The sequence below is a fragment of the Neorhizobium sp. JUb45 genome, assembly GCF_004343585.1.
Lineage (GTDB): Bacteria > Pseudomonadota > Alphaproteobacteria > Rhizobiales > Rhizobiaceae > Neorhizobium.
The window spans coordinates 265,868-284,044 of record NZ_SLYW01000003.1; the positions used below are offsets into that span (position 1 = coordinate 265,868).

At 59.6% G+C, this 18,177-nt stretch carries 23 protein-coding genes; 12 read left to right on the plus strand and 11 right to left on the minus strand.

Features of this window, described 5'->3' with window-relative positions; all coding sequences use genetic code 11:
- Positions 1–54 precede the first annotated feature (54 nt).
- A complete protein-coding gene (locus EDF70_RS13800; RefSeq protein ID WP_132274332.1) occupies positions 55–444 on the plus strand; it encodes a hypothetical protein in 390 nt (129 codons plus the stop codon).
- Here the strand turns inward: EDF70_RS13800 and EDF70_RS13805 are convergent.
- A complete protein-coding gene (locus EDF70_RS13805; protein ID WP_132274335.1) occupies positions 441–722 on the minus strand; it encodes a hypothetical protein in 282 nt (93 codons plus the stop codon). The genes EDF70_RS13800 and EDF70_RS13805 overlap by 4 nt on opposite strands.
- A gap of 127 nt (positions 723–849) precedes the next feature.
- On the opposite strand from EDF70_RS13805, the gene EDF70_RS13810 reads away from it, so the two are divergent.
- Positions 850–1,278, plus strand: coding sequence for a DUF6678 family protein (locus EDF70_RS13810; protein WP_132274338.1), 429 nt, complete (start codon positions 850–852; stop codon positions 1,276–1,278).
- A 406-nt stretch (positions 1,279–1,684) separates the two neighbouring features.
- Here EDF70_RS13810 and EDF70_RS13815 read toward each other — a convergent pair whose 3' ends face one another.
- From EDF70_RS13815 to EDF70_RS13835, 5 genes are all read right to left on the minus strand, one after another.
- Positions 1,685–2,005, minus strand: a complete 321-nt coding sequence (locus EDF70_RS13815; RefSeq protein WP_132274341.1) for a ribonuclease E inhibitor RraB — start codon at positions 2,003–2,005, stop codon at positions 1,685–1,687.
- A gap of 7 nt (positions 2,006–2,012) precedes the next feature.
- Positions 2,013–2,276 carry a hypothetical protein gene (locus tag EDF70_RS13820; RefSeq protein ID WP_132274344.1) on the minus strand — a complete coding sequence of 88 codons (264 nt, stop codon included), beginning with the start codon at positions 2,274–2,276 and terminating at the stop codon, positions 2,013–2,015.
- 67 nt (positions 2,277–2,343) lie between these two features.
- A complete protein-coding gene (locus tag EDF70_RS13825; RefSeq protein WP_132274347.1) occupies positions 2,344–3,408 on the minus strand; it encodes a putative zinc-binding metallopeptidase in 1,065 nt (354 codons plus the stop codon).
- 103 nt (positions 3,409–3,511) lie between these two features.
- Positions 3,512–3,703: a CsbD family protein gene (locus EDF70_RS13830; RefSeq protein ID WP_132274350.1), complete on the minus strand. Its 192-nt coding sequence runs from the start codon at positions 3,701–3,703 to the stop codon at positions 3,512–3,514.
- Between the two features lie 117 nt (positions 3,704–3,820).
- Complete coding sequence (locus EDF70_RS13835; protein WP_132274353.1) at positions 3,821–4,426, minus strand: YqgE/AlgH family protein; 606 nt, start codon at positions 4,424–4,426, stop codon at positions 3,821–3,823.
- A gap of 151 nt (positions 4,427–4,577) precedes the next feature.
- Here EDF70_RS13835 and EDF70_RS13840 point away from each other — a divergent pair, with 151 nt between their 5' ends.
- Positions 4,578–5,462, plus strand: a complete 885-nt coding sequence (locus EDF70_RS13840) for a protein-disulfide reductase DsbD domain-containing protein (RefSeq protein ID WP_245519165.1) — start codon at positions 4,578–4,580, stop codon at positions 5,460–5,462.
- Between the two features lie 124 nt (positions 5,463–5,586).
- Entirely contained in the window at positions 5,587–6,072 is a 486-nt protein-coding gene (locus tag EDF70_RS13845) for a peroxiredoxin (protein ID WP_132274356.1), read from the plus strand.
- Positions 6,073–6,121: 49 nt separating this feature from the next.
- Here the strand turns inward: EDF70_RS13845 and EDF70_RS13850 are convergent, their stop codons facing one another.
- The gene (locus tag EDF70_RS13850; RefSeq protein ID WP_132274358.1) at positions 6,122–6,430 is read right to left on the minus strand and encodes a Dabb family protein; all 309 of its coding nucleotides are present in this window, start codon (positions 6,428–6,430) and stop codon (positions 6,122–6,124) included.
- Between the two features lie 216 nt (positions 6,431–6,646).
- Here EDF70_RS13850 and EDF70_RS13855 point away from each other — a divergent pair, with 216 nt between their 5' ends.
- From EDF70_RS13855 to EDF70_RS13865, 3 genes are all read left to right on the plus strand, one after another.
- Positions 6,647–7,009, plus strand: coding sequence for a hypothetical protein (locus EDF70_RS13855; RefSeq protein ID WP_132274361.1), 363 nt, complete (start codon positions 6,647–6,649; stop codon positions 7,007–7,009).
- A 92-nt stretch (positions 7,010–7,101) separates the two neighbouring features.
- Positions 7,102–8,016, plus strand: a complete 915-nt coding sequence (locus tag EDF70_RS13860) for a peptidoglycan-binding domain-containing protein (RefSeq protein ID WP_132274364.1) — start codon at positions 7,102–7,104, stop codon at positions 8,014–8,016.
- 185 nt (positions 8,017–8,201) lie between these two features.
- Positions 8,202–9,278: an NAD(P)-dependent alcohol dehydrogenase gene (locus EDF70_RS13865; protein ID WP_132274367.1), complete on the plus strand. Its 1,077-nt coding sequence runs from the start codon at positions 8,202–8,204 to the stop codon at positions 9,276–9,278.
- A gap of 136 nt (positions 9,279–9,414) precedes the next feature.
- On the opposite strand, the gene rnhA is transcribed toward EDF70_RS13865, so the two are convergent.
- The 3 genes from rnhA to EDF70_RS13880 form a co-directional block, all read right to left on the minus strand.
- On the minus strand, positions 9,415–9,882 hold the full coding sequence (gene rnhA / locus EDF70_RS13870; protein WP_132274370.1) for a ribonuclease HI: 468 nt from the start codon (positions 9,880–9,882) through the stop codon (positions 9,415–9,417).
- Positions 9,879–10,853: a homoserine kinase gene (locus tag EDF70_RS13875; protein WP_132274373.1), complete on the minus strand. Its 975-nt coding sequence runs from the start codon at positions 10,851–10,853 to the stop codon at positions 9,879–9,881. Before EDF70_RS13875 ends, rnhA begins: the two co-directional genes overlap by 4 nt.
- Positions 10,854–10,998: 145 nt before the next feature.
- On the minus strand, positions 10,999–12,327 hold the full coding sequence (locus tag EDF70_RS13880) for a PLP-dependent aminotransferase family protein (protein WP_132274376.1): 1,329 nt from the start codon (positions 12,325–12,327) through the stop codon (positions 10,999–11,001).
- Positions 12,328–12,430: 103 nt separating this feature from the next.
- Between EDF70_RS13880 and EDF70_RS13885 the strand changes: the two genes are divergently transcribed.
- From EDF70_RS13885 to EDF70_RS13905, 5 genes are all read left to right on the plus strand, one after another.
- On the plus strand, positions 12,431–13,402 hold the full coding sequence (locus EDF70_RS13885) for a nitrate ABC transporter substrate-binding protein (protein WP_132274379.1): 972 nt from the start codon (positions 12,431–12,433) through the stop codon (positions 13,400–13,402).
- 62 nt (positions 13,403–13,464) lie between these two features.
- Complete coding sequence (locus tag EDF70_RS13890) at positions 13,465–14,352, plus strand: ABC transporter substrate-binding protein (RefSeq protein ID WP_132274382.1); 888 nt, start codon at positions 13,465–13,467, stop codon at positions 14,350–14,352.
- Complete coding sequence (locus tag EDF70_RS13895) at positions 14,349–15,278, plus strand: amino acid ABC transporter permease (protein ID WP_132274385.1); 930 nt, start codon at positions 14,349–14,351, stop codon at positions 15,276–15,278. The genes EDF70_RS13890 and EDF70_RS13895 overlap by 4 nt, the downstream gene beginning before the upstream one ends.
- A complete protein-coding gene (locus tag EDF70_RS13900) occupies positions 15,275–16,069 on the plus strand; it encodes an amino acid ABC transporter ATP-binding protein (RefSeq protein ID WP_281033596.1) in 795 nt (264 codons plus the stop codon). Before EDF70_RS13895 ends, EDF70_RS13900 begins: the two co-directional genes overlap by 4 nt.
- Positions 16,070–16,143: 74 nt before the next feature.
- Positions 16,144–17,328 carry a M20 aminoacylase family protein gene (locus EDF70_RS13905; protein ID WP_132274388.1) on the plus strand — a complete coding sequence of 395 codons (1,185 nt, stop codon included), beginning with the start codon at positions 16,144–16,146 and terminating at the stop codon, positions 17,326–17,328.
- A gap of 91 nt (positions 17,329–17,419) precedes the next feature.
- Here EDF70_RS13905 and EDF70_RS13910 read toward each other — a convergent pair whose 3' ends face one another.
- Positions 17,420–18,073 (minus strand): hydrolase, encoded by a 654-nt coding sequence (locus EDF70_RS13910; protein ID WP_132274391.1) that lies wholly within the window; start codon positions 18,071–18,073, stop codon positions 17,420–17,422.
- Positions 18,074–18,177 lie beyond the last annotated feature (104 nt).

An 18,177-nucleotide genomic window follows, 5' to 3' on the forward strand; every position in this document is an offset into this window, starting at 1 on the left:
CAAGTGCGTTTTCCGATATCCTTACTCAAATCGTTTTTCAGACGGACAGATCAGATGCAGATTTCGCCCGAAATGTCTGATTTTCTGTTTCGCTTCGACCACTTCAACGACAGCGTCATCGAAACCATATCCGTCGATTACGGCAGTGACCAACCATTGCCGCGCATTCGCATCGTCCTGACCTGCCAGGATGATCTAGCCGACGAGCCAACTTGGAGACGTTGTGTCCTCGACTTTCGAAATGTTCGGGAGTTCAGGATCGGGCAGGACATGAACAGATCGTCCTGCGTGACATCCTTCGGCGTAGCCGTGACGATGGACGCCGGCTTGACCTATGTCGATTTCAACTGTCTCGGAGACACGGAGCGGAAAATCGATGAGGTACGCTCGTCCGGCTTTTTTGTCGGCGCGGAAACCGTCGAATTCGGCACTCTGGAAAACTAGTTCAGTGTAGTTTTTCTCGCTTCCCACTGTCTCATGTTCTGCAGTGCGTCCTCGAACATTCCATCGATATAGCCCTTGCATTTCAGTCGTGTCGCCGTCTGCTCCAGCTTCTGCCGGATATTTTCCGGCGTTCTGCCATAGGCGATCCCAGCGGGGACATTGTGGAATACGTCCGCCAGCGTTTGCGCCTTGCGCACATTGTCGGTCGCACGGATTTCGATCAGTGCGTAACCCAGAACTTTCAGGATGAGTTTGTAATCATCGCCTTGTGCCGTCATGTGAAACTCCGTGTTATGTGTGGTTGTGATGAAGGACTGTTTCCGTTTTAATGGGCGCAACACCATTGGGCCTCATTTTTCGGGCTATGGATGCTGAGTTGTCGCCTGCCGGTCGGAGACGTGGCCTATGTCGGTTCATACAAGGGAAATGCTTGATCGCCTTTCGCGCCGTGCCAGACGCGAATTTTCCTGCGGTCTGATGTCCGATACCAAATGGCGAAAGCTGTTCGCGACACTTGCGCACCTAGACATGCCGGAAGGCCAGATGCATGTTAAATTTCTGGACACGCCCGAAGTTCGGGCGATGCCTTTTCCCGGCCCGGTAGCCTTATGGCCACCGCACCCCTACATGGACTTGCAATTCGGCCCAATCGAACTGCGCGCCATCGAATGGATCGACTTTCCGCATATCGCCAGCACACCGCGAAGTCGCAACCTGCCCGACAGGAAAACCCCTCAGGCTCTTGCTCCTATCCGCCAAAATCTGAAGAGGCTGGGACAGTTTCCGATCGTCGAAACAGAGCACGGTATCCGCATCGAAGGTTACAGGCGATAAAACTGGGTTCGGCGCAGGCTGAAGGATGTGTAACTTGGTATGATCCGATCACTTACAAAATTCGCCTGCCTCGACTGTCAGCGTGTTTTCAAGCGACCCGCCGATGCCACTCAGAAAGTGTGCCCGCGCTGCGGCGGAGTTACCTATCGGACGGGTTCGGACTTTCGGCCGCCATCGGCCTCCGATAAAAAAGCCTGGGCTGTTGCCGCCTTCCTAATCTCCAAAGGATTTCCGTATTACCGGCTGGGCGTGCGTTACCCGACAACTCTGAAGGAGGCGGAGCGATTTGTGGAAGCCAATGCGGATTTTGCCGTAGACGTCAGCGAGAATGGTAAGGTGCCGGTGCAGTCTCCCAGAGATCGGAGACCGTGATTTTCTTGTTCGCCTGATCCGCCGCCCGATACCTTTAGCTTCTAAAAAATCCCCATCCATCGGCCTGCCCGGCACAGGATAGCGCAAGCTTGCTCAGATGTTCTTCATTATCGGTGATATTGCGGCAAGTCGGTCGCATGTCCAGAGATGCGGTGACATCAAACCGGTGGCCCTCTCGCTCGATCTCTTCGCCCGTAATGCTGAATCCATCCATCCGAGCTGTTCCTGCAAATTTCTCCGCGGAATCTCTATCGGGAAACATGTGAGAAAAGTCTACGACACTTGAAGGCCGGAGATCGGCTCCCTCCCTCTCCATCTTTCTCAGGATCTCGGCATTTTCATCGTATAGCGACATGACAGCCCTACAAAACCGTGACCGTTACCGCCAGTGAACGTCCGGCATACATCTCAAATGTCACACCGCTTCGTAGCAGATGATGCGGTGCCTCATCGACCAGAAAGCGCGCAGTACCCCGATCGAGTTCCTCGAATTCGAGCACCACGCTCCAGCCTTCATCCGCCGGGTCAGGATCAGATTGAAATCTGGCGGGCGCCGTATAGCACCCCGGCACAGTCATCCTGCCCGCGGCAATCTCGCTCCAGAGTATCTTTACCTTGCTGGTCATTCGAATGATCCTGTGCGCATCAGCATTTTATCGCCCGGGCACGGTCAAGCAATGGCCAAAATCCCCCTCAATACCGCTGATGCACCAGCCCGTGAATAAACTCCAGCTTCGCCACCACGGTCGGGCCTAGAATGAACGGATAGAGATCCGGCACGCCCAGAGAGCGGTGCATGGCGTTGAGCGCCACGCTGAACGGGATCCATGCCGAAACCAGCTGTTCGGCATCATGCGCGAAATATGGATTGAAGCCGATTTCCGAGGACATTTCCTGATGTCCGCGCGGTTCCACCACCATGCCGAAGGCGCGCGCCGTTTCCAGCGTGTCGACGATATGCAGGTAATGGGCAAAGCTTTCGGCAAAATCCTCCCACGGATGGGAGCTTGCATAGGTGCTGATGAAATCCTCCTGCCAGTTCGGCGGCGGCCCCTGCTCGTAATTGCGCTTCAGGGCTTCGGCATAATCCTGCCGTTCGTCGCCGAAGGCCAGACGAAACGGGTCCAGCCGGCCGCGGTCGCGCACCAGCTTGTCCCACATGTAATGGCCCACCTCATGGCGGAAATGGCCGAGCATGGTGCGGTAGGGTTCATCCATCTCCACCCGTATCTTTTCGCGGGTGGCATCGTCGGCTTCGGCGGCGCGGATGGCGATCAGGCCGTCCTCGTGGCCGGTCATGGGCGCAACCACCGTGCCATCCGGCTGCACTTCATCGATCAGGAAATCGAAGACCAGACCGCCTTCCGGGTCCTCGTTGCGCGTGGTGCGCGGCAAGTCCCATTTCAGCAGCGAATAAAACAGATGGCGTTGCGCCTGGCTGATGCGCCGCCATTGCTCCAGCCCATCCACCGTCGAGGCATCCGGCACGAGGCGATTGTGGCGGCAGGCAGGGCAGAAGGTCTCGCCGCTGCCGGCCGGCACCGTCCAGTTACAGATGTCGTGATCCGCATTTGCGCAGAAAAACACTCTCTCCGCCGGGTTGGAAACCAGCCGCCAGCCACCCTCATCGGTGTCTTCGGCAAGCGCATGCATCGTCAACTGCCCCGGCACGAAACCGAGGCGGTGGCCGCAATTGACGCAATTGCGGTTGTCGAAATGGATTGGCTGGCCGCAATGATCACAGTCGAACAGGCGCATTGTATTTCCCGGAAAAAAGAGAAAACAAAAGGTACAGATAAAGAAAACCTGCCTCGGCGAATGCCGAAACAGGTTTTCGAAAACTCACACGCGTGACGCGCTATCAGGCGCGATCAACGATATCCTTCAGGCCTTCCTTGGCCTTGCCCTTGGCCTGCTGTGCATGGCCCTTGGCTTCCTGTGCAGCGCCCTTGGCGCGCAGGGAATTGTTGTCGGTCGCCTTGCCGGCGGCCTGCTTTACCTTACCGGCAACTTCATTACCCTTGCCGCTGATCTTGTCTGCAGTGCTACCCATTGTCGTTCTCCTTGGTTGCCGGTGCTTTATTCTTTTCACCGTGTCTGCAAATAGAACGAACTGCTGTGCTTTTTGTTCCGCGCCGCAAAACATCACAGGCTGTTATCGGGATAAAAATCAGGCATGCCCGGCATCGGTGGACAGCATGGCGGCGCTGATGCCCATGGTGGCAAGGGCCCGCTCGTATTTGCCTTCGAGGCAATGATCAAAGATCATCTCTTCCGTGGCCGGGCAGTTCAGCCAGCCATTGCCGGCGATTTCCGCTTCCAGCTGGCCCGCGCCCCAACCGGCATAACCCAGCATCATCGTGGCGCGCGTCGGCCCGCGATCCTCGCTGATGGCGCGCACCACGTCGAGCGTCGCTGTCAGCGAAATATCGTCACTGATCGGAATGCTACTATCGCCGGTGTAATCGTCCGAATGCAGCACGAAACCACGGCCGGTTTCCACCGGACCACCGGACAGGATGGGAAAGGCGCGCGTCTTCTCCGGCAGAAGGATGGCATCGTGCTCATCCAGCATCTTCAGGTGCAGAAGCACGTCGACAAAGGAAATCTGCTGCGAGCGGTTGATGATGAAGCCCATGGCGCCATCGGCCGAGTGGGCGCAGATATAAACGACGGAACGGGCAAAGTTCCCATCCTCCATACCCGGCATGGCAATCAGGAACTGGCCGTCGAGAAAGCCGCGCTCGCGTTTGTCTCCAAGGGTGGGGAATTCCATCGTGCCTCCAGCCTGCTGCCGGCCGGGTGCGCCGACGGGCAGCGTCAGTTTGCGATCATCAACTGCAACATGGGTCAGTCTCTCCTGTCAATCAACCGAAAATGATTGTGTTTTTGAGATGTTGACTGGCCTACACCCGCAAGATGCAATAGTGGCCTTGATCATGCACATCACCCTGCCCTACCCGGATACCCGTCGTCGTTCCTGGATTGTCGCCGCTGCCCTGCTTGCCGGCGTGCTCGCCCTTGCTGCGCTGTTCTGCCTGCCGTCCATTGCCACGGCTGAAACGACAGCGTGGGCGCAGAATGAAGGCGGGCGCATGCGCATCGTCACCCTGCCGCCGGATGCCAGTGGGCGGGTGCGCGGCGGCCTGGAAATCGAGCCGAAGCCGGGCTGGATCACCTATTGGCGCGAACCGGGCGAGGCCGGTATTCCGCCGAAACTGAGCGTGGCCGAGGGCGGCGCGGCCAAGATCGGCGAACTTTCCTATCCGGTGCCCAAGCGCGTCGGTGACGGCAGATTGCTCGATATCGGCTACGACAAGCCGGTGACGCTGCCATTCGAACTGACGGTGAACGATCCCGCCGCCCCCGAACCGGTCACCGTCTCGAGTTTTGTCGGCCTGTGCCGCGATATCTGCATCCCGTTTCAGGCGGATTTCCTGCTGCATCTGAAGCCGGAAAACATCACCCCGCCACAGGAATTCATGATCCTGCAGAAAGCCGGCGCACTTCTGCCCGATCCGCCATCGATGGATTTTGCCGTCACCCATTATTCGCTGACCGATGCCCAGCAGACATTGCGGCTGGCGCTGCGCCTGCCGCAGGGCACCCAGAACAAGCCGCAGGTTCTGGTGACTGGGCCTGAAGGTTACGTATTGTTCGACGAGGCATCGGGCAAACGCGAGGGCGACAGCTATCTGGTCGAGATGGCGATCGAAAAACTGCCGGTCAAATATGACATCAAGGGCAAACGCTGGGACATTCTGGTGATCGCCGGCACGCGCGCCATGGAAACGTCGCTGGCGTTCGACTGAAGGCGCGGCCCGCCGGCCGGCCTTCCCATTTTTGGTCAACGCCCCGCCTTGCCTTGATCCCCGCGCCGCCTATAGTCGCCTTGACCTGACGATTGTCAGGAATGGGGTTCACGAGGAGACTGACATGACGATTTCGATCGGTGAAAAGCTGCCGCAGGCGACTTTCAAGGAAAAGACGGCGGATGGCCCGACCGAAGTGAACACGAGCGACCTTTTTGCCGGCAAACGCGTCGTGCTGTTTGCCGTGCCGGGCGCGTTCACGCCCACCTGCACGCTCAACCATTTGCCGGGTTATCTCGACAACCGCGAAGCACTGATCGCTAAGGGCGTCGATGATATCGCTGTCGTTGCCGTCAACGACTGGCATGTGATGGGTGCATGGGCTCAGGCATCGGGTGGTCTGGGCAAAATCCATTTTCTCGCCGATTTCGATGCCGCCTTCACCAAGGCGCTCGGCCTCGATGCGGACCTTTCCGGCGGCGGTCTCGGCATCCGCTCCAAGCGTTATGCGATGCTGGTGGAAGACGGCGTGGTGAAATCCCTCGATATCGAGGAAAGCCCCGGCCAGGCCACCGTTTCCAGCGCACAGGCGATGCTGGAACGTCTCTGAGACCTGTCAGCCGGCAGAGTTGCGAAGGGCGCCCGCGAGGCGCCCTTTTTCATATATCCAGATCGAATTCCAGAAGCACGGCCAGCCCGCCCTCGGCGGATGCCACGATTTTTTCGCCGACCACGACATGGTCCGGGTGAACCAGATAGGCATCGCGCGCCTCGACCGTGTCGAATGTGACGACCAGCGCATCGGCGAAACCGCCGCCAAGCCCTTCCGGCGAGACATTCGGCCCGTATTTCACATCAACGATGCCGGACAGCTTTTGCTTCAGCGCAACGATCGCTTCGAAGATCTCCTTCTTCTGCGCCTTGTCGATCGAGGTTTTGAAGCGGATCAGAACGGTGTGCAGGATCATGTGACAATTCTCCGGGTAACATCCTGCCAGACAGATAGGTGCCCGGTGCCGGCCCGGAAAGGGCATGCCTACTTTTCCACACCGCAGCCATCACCACGAGGGGAGATATACCCCGGCCGCTTCAATGCGCGTTTACCGCGTATATTATGGCGACTTTAAGGCGATCATGGCTAAACCGGGGCATTGAATATTTTTGAAAATTCGAAAGCAATCAGAATGCGTTATGGTTTTATCGGATTATTCGGTCTGCTGCTCTGCTCGACCGCGGCGCATGCCACCGACCTCTCCGGCGATTATGCCGGCAGCTGCGACAACAACAACACTGTCCAATGCTGGATCCGTATTTCCGAACGCACCAAAGTCGAACTCACCGTTGCCGACCGGCTGGATTTCGAAAAGAAGCGCTGTGTTCTTTCCGGAACGCTGCTGCCGACGGCAACCGGTCTGAAGGGCGAGATCGGCAAGGGCAATCGCCTTGCGCTGCGCGATACGCCGGCCGGCGGCATCTATATGAGCCGCCTGCCTGTTTCCGCCTGCAAGATTGCCCTCAACGGCTTTTACGGCGTCATCGGCGACTGAAGCCGGCGCTTGCCATCCGATTTTCACGCGGCGCTCCGGGCTGGAAGCCCGCCTCTCCACACATCAAACATCATCCATAAGGGTCAAGGGTCATGGGCAAGATACATAGTGCGAAATTTCTGATGGCGAGTGTCGTCAGCTTCTCGCTGGTCACCGGTCAGGTTTTTGCGGAAACGCAGGCGTTCGCGCCTGCAGTCGCCGCGACAGACAGTGCCGCAACAGCCCCGGCCCCGGTATCGGCCCCGGCCGTCGCACCGGCACCAGACGCCATGGTACAGGCGCCTGTCCCCGCAGCAGTTACCCCACCGGCCGCAGCCGCGTCCAATGATGGCTGGGAGCAGGAATTTGCCCTGTGGCAGGCCGCTTCCAGCGGCAATTCGGTGGATGAATATAACGGCTATCTTGCAGCCTATCCGGCCGGTAAATTCGCGGCCATCGCCAAGGCCCGCATCGTCAAGCTGGTAGCCAGCGAAACACCGGCAGCCGACGAACACAATGCACCCGCCGAGATCGCAGCGCCCGTCGAGCCGGCCTTTTCCGTCGGCACACCGGAAACCGAAGCCGTATTGCTGAGCCAGAGAGCGACGCGCCGCGAAGTGCAGGGCCGGTTGACGTCGCTGGGCTTTTCCACCGGCGGTGCCGATGGCGCGCTGGGCGCCCGCAGCCGCAATGCCATCATGCAATGGCAGGGTTTCGTCGATGCACCGACCACCGGCTACATTTCCTATGACCAGCTGGCACGGCTGCGCACCGATTCCGAACAGCCCTATCAGAGCTGGCTCGCCTCCCAGCCAAAGCCGAAGCCGGCTCGCGTACGCGCGCGCCCTGCCGCCGGCGACGAACTGGTCGGCCGCGTCAACGACAACAGTGCTGCCGATGCCGCCATCGCGCTTGGCGTACTGGGTCTTGCCGCCGGCGTTATCGGTGGTGCAGCCATGAGCCGTGGCCGCCATCATGGTCCGCGTTATTACCGTGGCGGTGGCCGTCCGTTCCGCCACCATCGTTGAGCGAAACGTTTTTAGAAAGGACAGAAGGGCCGGCGGGTAACCGCCGGCCTTTTTGCTTTCGATTTGACGATTGTCACCTATAGGCGAAATTTAGCGGCAACCTGCGACAAAATGCAACCTTGAGCAGTTCTCACCACCTGTCACTCTGTGGGCATCGACAAGGCATACGAGAGGGAGGACTCGGCATGACTCAGAAGATGAAGGCGGCGATATTCGTCGAAAAAGGACGCATCGTCCTCGACGACAAACCGATCCCCGAGATCGGCCCGCTCGACGCGCTGATCCGCATCACCACCACGACGATCTGCGGCACCGATGTGCATATCCTGAAAGGCGAATATCCCGTCGCCAAGCGGCTGACCATTGGCCACGAACCTGTCGGCATCATCGAAAAGCTCGGCTCCGGCGTGAAGGGGCTGGCGGAAGGCCAGCGGGTGATTGCCGGTGCGATCACGCCATCGGGCTGGAGCACGGCCTGCCTTTGCGGCTGCGGCGCGCAAGATGGCGCCGGCACCAAACATGGCTTCAAGGCCATGGGCGGCTGGCGGTTCGGCAACACCATCGACGGCGCGCAGGCCGAATTTCTGTGCGTGCCGGATGCCATGGTCAATCTGGCGCCGATCGATGATGGGGTGACCGATGAACAGGTGCTGATGTGCCCGGACATCATGTCGACCGGCTTGTCCGGCGCCGAAACCGGGCAGATCAAGATCGGCGATTGCGTCGCGGTGTTCGCTCAAGGACCGATCGGGCTGTGCGCCACGGCCGGCGCCAAATTGCTCGGTGCGACAAAGATCATCGCCGTCGATACCCTGCCTGCGCGGCTGGAGATGGCGCGGCGCATGGGTGCGGATTTTGTGGTCGATTACCGGGCGGAAAACCCGGTGGATGCGATCATGCGTATCACCGATGGGCGCGGCGTCGATGTGGCGATCGAGGCGCTCGGCACGCAATCGACCTTCGAGGCGGCGCTACGGGTTCTCAGGCCCGGCGGCGTTCTCTCCAGCCTCGGCGTTTACTCCACCGATCTCACCATACCACTCGATGCGTTTTCCGCAGGGCTTGGCGACAAATCGATCCGCACCACCCTTTGCCCCGGTGGCAAGGAGCGCATGCGGCGCATGCAGGACGTCATCTCTTCCGGCCGCGTCGACCTGTCCGGTCTCGTCACCCACCGCTTCAAGCTCGATCAGATCGAAGAGGCTTATGATCTCTTCGCCAATCAGCGTGACGGCGTGTTGAAGGTGGCGATCACGCCCTGAGCTTCCATGCTGCGTGCGCAGATCGACACTTCGCCAGGCAACAGAATGCCGGGATCACGGGAGGAGGTGGGACGACACGCCGAAACCGTAACGTCCCGCATAGCATCGGCCCGGTCGCATTCCCCGGGCCGATGTCTTATTTGATGAGCAGCGAACGGCCGAACGTGGATTTTTTGAACGGCGCCATGCCGAGGCGGGCCAGTTCATCGGCGCGCTCATTTTCCGGGTGGCCGGCATGGCCCTTGACCCAGTGCCATTTCACCTTGTGGCGCTGGTTGGCGACATCGAGCCGCTGCCACAGTTCGCCATTCTTGACCGGCTTCTTGTCGGCAGTCTTCCATCCGTTCTTTTTCCAGCCAAAGATCCATTTCGATATGCCATCCATGACATATTTGCTGTCGGTGTAGAGATCGACTTCGCACTCGCTTTTCAGCGCATCCAGCGCAGAAATGGCGGCGAGCAGCTCCATGCGGTTGTTGGTGGTTTCCGCCTCGCCACCGTTCAGTTCCTTGGTGGTTTCGCCATAACGCAGGATAGCGCCCCAGCCGCCGGGACCGGGATTGCCCGAACAGGCGCCATCGGTGAAGATCTCGACCTGTTTCATGCCGGCTCTCCCGAAATGCCGTAATCGGCAACGCCCGTTACTTTTGCATGGAAGCGCAGCTTGCGCAGATATTCGATCGGGTCCTTTTTCACCACCAGCGCGCCTTCCGGGGTTGTCAGCCAGTCGTAAAGACGGGTGAGGAAGAACCGCAGGGCTGAGCCGCGCGCCAGGATAGGCAGGGCAGCGAGTTCCTCTTTGCTCAGCGGCCGCACCGACTGATAACCTTCCAGCAGCGCCTTGCCCTTGGTGACATTGTAAGCGCCGTCTTTCTCGAAACACCAGGCATTGAGGCAGATCGACACGTCATAGGCCAGCATGTCGTTGCAGGCGAAATAGAAATCGATCAGGCCCGACAGCGTGTCGCCGAGGAAGAAGACATTGTCCTGAAACAGGTCGGCATGGATGACGCCCGACGGCAGGTTCTTCGGCCAGTGGGCGGAGAGGAAATCGAGTTCGCCGGCAATTTCGTCCTGCAGACCGGTCTCGACCTCGTCGGCGCGGTCGGCAGCCTTTGCCCAGAGCGACACCCAGCCTTCGAGCGACAGGGCGTTGGGACGGGTGATCTGAAAACCTTCGCCGGCAATGTGCATCTTGGCGAGCGCGCTGCCCACTTCACGGCAATGTTTTGCTTCCGGCTTGCGCAGCCACATGCCCTCAAGGAAGGAGATCAGCGCGGCAGGACGGCCCGACAACTCGCCCAGCAGAGCGCCATCGTTGCGCGGCAAGGGCAGCGGGCAGGTGAGACCGCGATCAGCCAGATGCTGCATAAGGCCGAGGAAGAAAGGCAGGTCTGATTTTTCGACGCGCTTTTCATAGAGCGTCAGAATCAGCGGATCCTTGGTGGTGTGCAGCAGAAAATTGGTGTTCTCGACACCCTCGGCAATGCCCTTGTAGGAGGTCAGCTCGCCAGCGTCATATTGGCTGAGGAACTGCTTGAGGTCGATTTCGGTGATGTCGGTATAGACGGCCAAGGGTATCTCGCGGGGTGTGTCGTTGTGGGGGGCAGAATCGTCCGCCGGACATTATTATGCCATTTGCCTTGATGGGCGGGCTGCGGACAAGAGGAGCCGCTCAGAAAACATGGCTTGGCCTGATGCTTCTCCCTATAGAAACCCGTCATCCGCCTCTTGCCGCAAGGGCAATCGCATCCGCCACTTCCTCGGCGCGGTCCTCCAGCGTGCTCGTTGCCACGCGCAGATGATTGCCGCGAAGCACCGAAAATTTGTTTCCTGGCTGCGCGGCAATGCCGCGTGCCGCCAGCGTGACCAGGGCAAATGGCTCCGTTTCCACCGTGACCCATGCACACAGGCCCCTGCCCACCGTCGCCTCGACACCACGCGCCGCCAGCCGTTCCGTCAGACCGTCGCGGCGCTTCTGATATATCTCGCGGGCATTGCGGACGATATCATCGGTTGCCGGATCGCGCAGTAGCCAGGCCACCGAGGCTTGAAGGATGCGGCTGGTCCAGGCCGCACTGAAACTGCGATAGGACTGGATCTGTTCGACAATGGCTTTCGTGCTGGACAACACCGCCAGACGCAGGTCCGGTCCAAGCGTTTTCGAAAACGAAAGGATGTGGATGACGCGGTCAGGGAATTCGGTGCCAAGTGAACGGCGCGGCGTTTCGGCGATATCCGCAACGCCGTCGTCTTCTATGATCAGCGTATCGCTGCCGCGCAAGACATCCGCCAGTTCCCACATACGTCCGGCAGTCACTGTCCGGCCGGTGACCGAATGCAGGCGCGGCTGGAACAGGAACACCACCGGCTTGTAGCGCATCGCCTCCTGAAGGGATGACGGCACCGGCCCGTCCGCATCGCATTTCACCGGAATGATATGGGCACCGATATGTTCGAGAATATCGAGAAGGCGCATGGCCGTCGGCTCCTCGATGGCAACGGGAGCACCTGGCGTCACGAGTGCGTGGATGGCGGTATAAACGGCGTTGTAGCCGCCATTCATGGTCAGGAATGCTTCGGCATCATAGGGCCATGTCTTGCGGACTTCCGTCTCCAGTTCCGGCAGGATTCGACTGCGCTCGTAGCTATTGAGGTCCTCGGCCTGGGCGCCATAGGCCAGCGCCTTTTCGAGCGGCGGCAACAGGCGCTGATCCGGCACGGCCATGGTCAGGTCCAAAACACCGGAACCGTAATGGCCGGAACTGGCCAGTCGTTCCGGCTTGGCGATGAAGCGATCCCCGCTTACCCAGGTACCGTTGCGCCCCCTGCCGGTAATGATTTTCTGCTTACGAAGCTCGCTCCAGGCCTCGGAAATCGTCGCCGGGCTCACACCGAGCGAAAAAGCGAGGTCGCGAATTGGAGGCAGCTTTGCCCCGACCGGCAATGCCCCGGCGCGGATCAACGCACTGGTTTCCAATGCGATTCCGCGAATTGTGCGATCGCTTAATTTTTCAGCAAACCAGGTCGAATCGTAGGCATCGCTCATTATGTCACCAAATTTAATGTTCAATAACGTAATAACATTTGATCATTTCGAATTGAACATTTTAATCTCAGCTCATCAGCATTTTCTGACATGAGTAGCTCAAATGACACTGCGCCTTAAAATTGCACTGCGTGACTGGGACTACATGACGCCGCTGGTCCTCGGTGACGTCACATCCGACAAGCTCGATCTGGAGGTCGATCGCATCGGCACGCTGGTGTCGCATGTCGGCAAGGACCCCGATCACGACGCCGCCGAAATGTCGTTCAGCCGCTATACCCAGCTGCGCCATGACGGTGATGACAGTGTTGTCGGTATCCCCAACTTCATCATGCGCGGCTTTCGTCATCGCTGCATCATGACCATGGCCGGCAGCGACATCACCACGCTCGGTCAGCTCAAGGGAAAACGCATCGGCGTTACCGGCTGGCGCGACAGCGGCAACACCTGGACACGCGCCGCCATCCGCCGCGAAGGTGTCGAGGTCACGGACGCCATGTGGTATGCCGGTCGCCTGACCGAGGCACATCCGATCACCGACCGTCTGGACGGTTTTGGCCAGCCCGGCCTGATCGAGGCCTGCCCCGGCGAAAAGCCGATGGTCGACCTTTTGCGTGACGGTGGCCTCGATGCGATCTTCACGCCGTTCATGCCGAACGGTTATTTCGAGCCGGGTTCGCCCTATCGTCAGGTTCTCTCGGATTTCCGTTCGGAAGAGCGCCGTTACTTCGATGAAGTCGGTTATGTTCCCGGCATGCACCTGATCGGCATCAAGGCCGAGATCGTCGCCGAAAACCCGTGGGTGGTCGCCGAAGTCAGCCGCCTGATCGACGAGTCGCAGAAAATGTGGACCGAGAAGCGCCGCAAATATGCCGAAACCACGCCGTGGATGTTCGACGAAGTGCTGAAAACCTCGCGCGAACTGCCCAAGGGCTGGGATGCCAGCGGCTTTGCCGTCAACCGCAAGATGATTGACGACTTTGCCGGAGAATTGCATGCGCAGGGCATCATGAAACGTCACATGACGCCGGAAGAACTGTTTGCATACGACACCGACGGCAGCCGCATCGGTTGATCGCAAGCCTGAAACCTTAGCCTCTCAAGAAACGTAGTTTGTGTAAAACAAGGGGAATGAACATGTCGCATAAGAAACTCATCGCTCTCGCATTGGCCGGCGTTGCTCTCGCCGGCGTCGCCAAGGCTCAGGACGCCGCCATCAAGCTGGACGTCGTCAAGGAACTGCACGACCGTCTGCCGGCCGACATCAAGACCGCCGGCAAGATGATCTCCGTCAACAACGGCTCGTTCCCTCCCTATGAAATCGTCACCGGCACGGAAATGACCGGCGCCAGCGCCGATCTCACCGACGCGCTCGGTCAGGTTCTCGGCGTCAAGATCGACCACGCAACCGTCGGCGGCCTGCCGGCACTGCTGGCCGGCGTCAACTCCAACCGCTACCAGTTCGCCTTCGGCCCGGTCGGCGATTTCAAGAGCCGTGAAGAAGCCAACGATTTTGTCGATTGGGTTCAGGAATTCGTGGTCTTTGCCGTGCAGAAGGGCAACCCGAAGGGCATCACCTCGCTCGACACCGCCTGTGGCACCCGCATCTCGGTCATGGCCGGCGGCTCGGCCGAGCGCGTGATCCAGGCGCAGTCGGAAAAGTGCAAGACCGACGGCAAGGCAGCGGTTGAGGTTCAGTCCTATACCGACCAGCCGGCCTCGATCCTCGCCGTCCGCTCCAAGCGCGCCGATGCCTTCTTCTCCTCGCAGGCACCGCTGACCTATTTCGTTTCCCAGGCAAACGGCCAGCTGGAACTGACCGGCGTTGGTGAAAAGAACGGCTTCGACAACCTCTACCAGGGCGCTGTCGTGCCGAAAGGTTCGCCGCTCGGCCCGATCCTGAAGGACGCCGTCAAGGTTCTGATGGACAACGGCACCTATGCGACCATCATGAAGAAGTGGGGCCTTGAGAACAACATGCTCAAGGAGCCGGGCATCAACCTCGGAGGCGTGTTGCCGAAATGAGCCAATCAACCGTGACCAACGCAGCGCCATCCGGCGCTGCGGACTTCCGCGATGTGGCAACCGCCCACGCGCCGTTCCGCTACGGGCGCCTTGCGCTCTGGCTGATCGTGACGATCGTCGTCGTCGATTTCGGCTGGATCGTCGCCAATAACGAAAACTTCGGCTGGCCGGTCGTTGCCCAGTATTTCTTCGACCCGACGGTTCTGAGCGGTCTTTACGTCAGCCTTGGCCTCACCGTGATCGCCATGATCCTCGGCGTGGCGCTCGGCCTGCTGATCGCCATCATGCGCATGTCGGACGACAGGCTGGCGAGCGGTTTTGCCTCGCTGTTCATCTGGTTCTTCCGCGGCACGCCGCTGCTGGTCCAGCTGATCTTCTGGTACAACATGTCGACGCTGTTCCCGAACCTGTCGCTGGCCATTCCCTTCGGCCCGACGCTGGCAAGCTGGGACACCAACTCGGTGATCACGCCAATGACGGCGGCGATCGTCGGTCTGGCGCTCAACGAAGCGGCCTACATGGCGGAAATCATCCGCGGTGGTCTCCTGTCCGTTGAACGCGGACAGGCGGAAACCGCGCAGGCATTTGGCATGACCAAGGCCCGCGCGCTTCGCCGCATCATCATTCCGCAGGCGATGCGCTCGATCGTTCCGCCGACGGGCAACCAGCTGATCAGCATGATCAAGGCAACGTCGCTGGTCAGCGTCATCGCCATGGCCGACCTGCTCTACTCGGTGCAGTCGATCTATAACCGCACCTTCGAAATCGTGCCCATGCTGATGGTTGCGGTCATCTGGTACCTGCTGATCACCTCTGTCCTGAACATCGGCCAGAGCTATATCGAAGCCTATTACGGCCGCAGCGACCGCCGCAACGCAACGACCGCCGCCAAACCGGCTGCGGTGACCGAGGAGGCAAGCCATTGACCGCAACTGTCAAAAAAATTGCCGTTGATGCAAAGCCCCTCGTTCAGGCCCGCAACGTTCACAAGGCCTTCGACCAGCTCGAAGTCCTGAAGGGTATCGATCTCGATGTCGCGCCCGGTGAAGTCGTCGTTATCCTTGGACCTTCGGGCTCGGGCAAATCGACCTTCCTGCGCTGTATCAACCACCTCGAAGCCATTCAGCAGGGCTTTATCGAGGTGGATGGCGAGCAGATCGGTTACCGGGTGAAGAACGACCGGCTGGAAAAGCTGACTGATAACGGCATTGCCAAGCAACGCCGCAAGATCGGCATGGTGTTCCAGCAGTTCAACCTCTACCCGCACATGACGGTGCTGCAGAACATCATCGAGGCACCGGTCGGTGTGCACGGTCAGAGCCGCAAGGAAGCGATCGCGAACGCCCGCCAGCTTCTGAAGCGCGTCGGTCTTTCGGAAAAAGAGGGCAACTATCCGCGCCAGCTTTCCGGTGGCCAGCAGCAGCGCGTGGCGATTGCCCGTGCGCTGGCGATCAAGCCGAAACTGATGCTGTTCGATGAGCCGACCTCGGCGCTCGATCCCGAACTCGTCGGCGAAGTGCTGGCGACGATGAAGGATCTGGCAAAGCAGGGCCTGACCATGATCGTCGTCACCCACGAGATCGGTTTCGCCAAGGAAGCCGCCGACCGCGTGGTGTTCATGGATGGCGGCGTCATCGTCGAGCAGGGCAAGCCGGAAGATGTGATCGGCAACCCGCAGCATCCGCGTACACAGGCTTTTCTGTCGCGTTTCCTATAAAACATCCTCCCCGACTAGCCCCGGCCGAAAGGCCGGGGTCTTTTGTTTGAATTTCAAAAAAGTCTGGATAGACCATGCCCACCCAAGACAATCTCTACGCCCGCGTTGCCGATTTCGATGCGATGGAAGCCGAACTGAAGGCAACTCGCCAGCACCTGCACGCCCATCCGGAACTCTCCTTCGAAGAGGCAGAAACCGCCCGTTACGTGGCCGACAAGCTGGAAGGCTGGGGCTACGAGGTCACCCGCAATGTCGGCGGCCACGGCGTTGTCGCGACCCTGAAGAACGGCACCGGCACCAAGAGCATCGGCATCCGCGCCGACATGGACGCATTGCCGATCCTGGAAGAAACCGGCGCATCCTATGCCAGCACGGTTCCCGGAAAAATGCATGCCTGCGGCCATGACGGCCACACGACCATGCTGCTCGGTGCTGCAGAATATCTGGCCCGCACCAAACGTTTCAACGGCACTGTGACGCTGATCTTCCAGCCCGCCGAGGAAGCCGGCAAGCAGAGCGGCGCGCAGAAGATGATCGCCGACGGTCTGTTCGAGCGTTTTCCGATCGACGCCATCTTTGGGCTGCACAACCATCCGGGCATGCCTGCCGGCGCGCTTCTGACCCGTCCGGGCGCCATCATGGCCGGCGGCAACACGGTCAAGATCACCATTGTCGGCAAGGGCGGCCACGCTTCGCGTCCGCATCTGACCGTCGACCCGGTGCTGATTGCCTGCAATCTCGTCGTGACGCTGCAGTCGATCGTGTCGCGCAATGTCGACCCGACCCAGACGGCTGTCGTCACCGTCAGCACCATCCATGCCGGTGAAGCCTCGAACGTCATTCCGAACACCGCAAAGATCTCGATGAGCGTGCGCTATTTCGATCCGGCAGTCGCAGAACTGCTGGAAGAGCGCATCCGCAAGCTGACGGCAAGCGTTGCCGAAGGCCATGGCGCGACTGCGGAAATCGAATACGAATACGGTTATCCGGTGGTGATCAATTCCGAGGCAGAAACCGCCTTTGCCAATGAAGTGGCGCAGGAACTGGTAGGCACCGAGAACGTCTCCACCTGCCCGCCGCTGCCCGGCAGCGAAGACTTTGCCTACTACCTGCACCACCGCCCCGGCAGCTTCCTGCGTCTGGGCAATGGCAAGGATTCGCCGATCCTGCATTCGTCGAAATACGACTTCAACGACGGCAGCCTGACCACGGGTTCGGCCATGTGGGCACGACTGGCCGAGCGTTATCTCGACGCATAAGCCGGTTTGTCGAGCAAGCATTTGATGAGCCTCCTGCGACGAGCATCGCAGGAGGCTTTTTCTTTGTGGGTCGATTATCGATCCGCCCGGATCAACCGGCCGGGTTCGGCACCGGCGTGTTGAGCAGCTGTTGCTCCCACAGATAGGCAATGCCGCTGCCACCAGCGTGCTGCACGACGACTTCCGTGATTTTCTGAGCCGTTTCCATCCGCGCCCAATCACGTTGCCATTCCGATGCGACAGCCAGCCAGGTCGTCATGTTTGCGCCTGCGGCAATCATCCGCTGGATGGCGACTTCATGCGCTTCGACCGAAGTGCCACCCGAAGCATCGGTGACAACCGTCACGTCCCAGCCTTCGCCGAGCGCCTGTATTGCGGGCATGGCGACGCAGACTTCCGTCCACAGGCCCGCAATGATCAACTGCTTGCGGCCGGTCGCCTTCACCGCATCCACCGTCTTCTGGTCCTGCCAGGTATTGATGAATGTGCGGTCGATGATCTCCTGGCCGGGAAACACCTCGGCGATCTGCGGAAACAGCTTTCCACCCCGATCGGCGATCACGGTCGTCAGGATGGTCGGCACGCCGAATGCCTTCGCCGCTTTGGCCAGACCAACGGTGTTGTTGATGACCATTTGCGGTTCATGGCTGTTCAGATTTGCCAATTGATAGGGCTGGTGGTCGATCAGAACCACGACGGAATCTTCGGGACGAAGAAGTGAAGCAAGGCCGTTACGAAAAGTCATAAATAATCCTCCGCTGCCATTTTGTGTGAGCAAGGTTTCCCGGCAGGCATGCGCCGACAGCAACGCCGCCTGCGACGCGGACACTGTCATTCCCGTTTTCGATA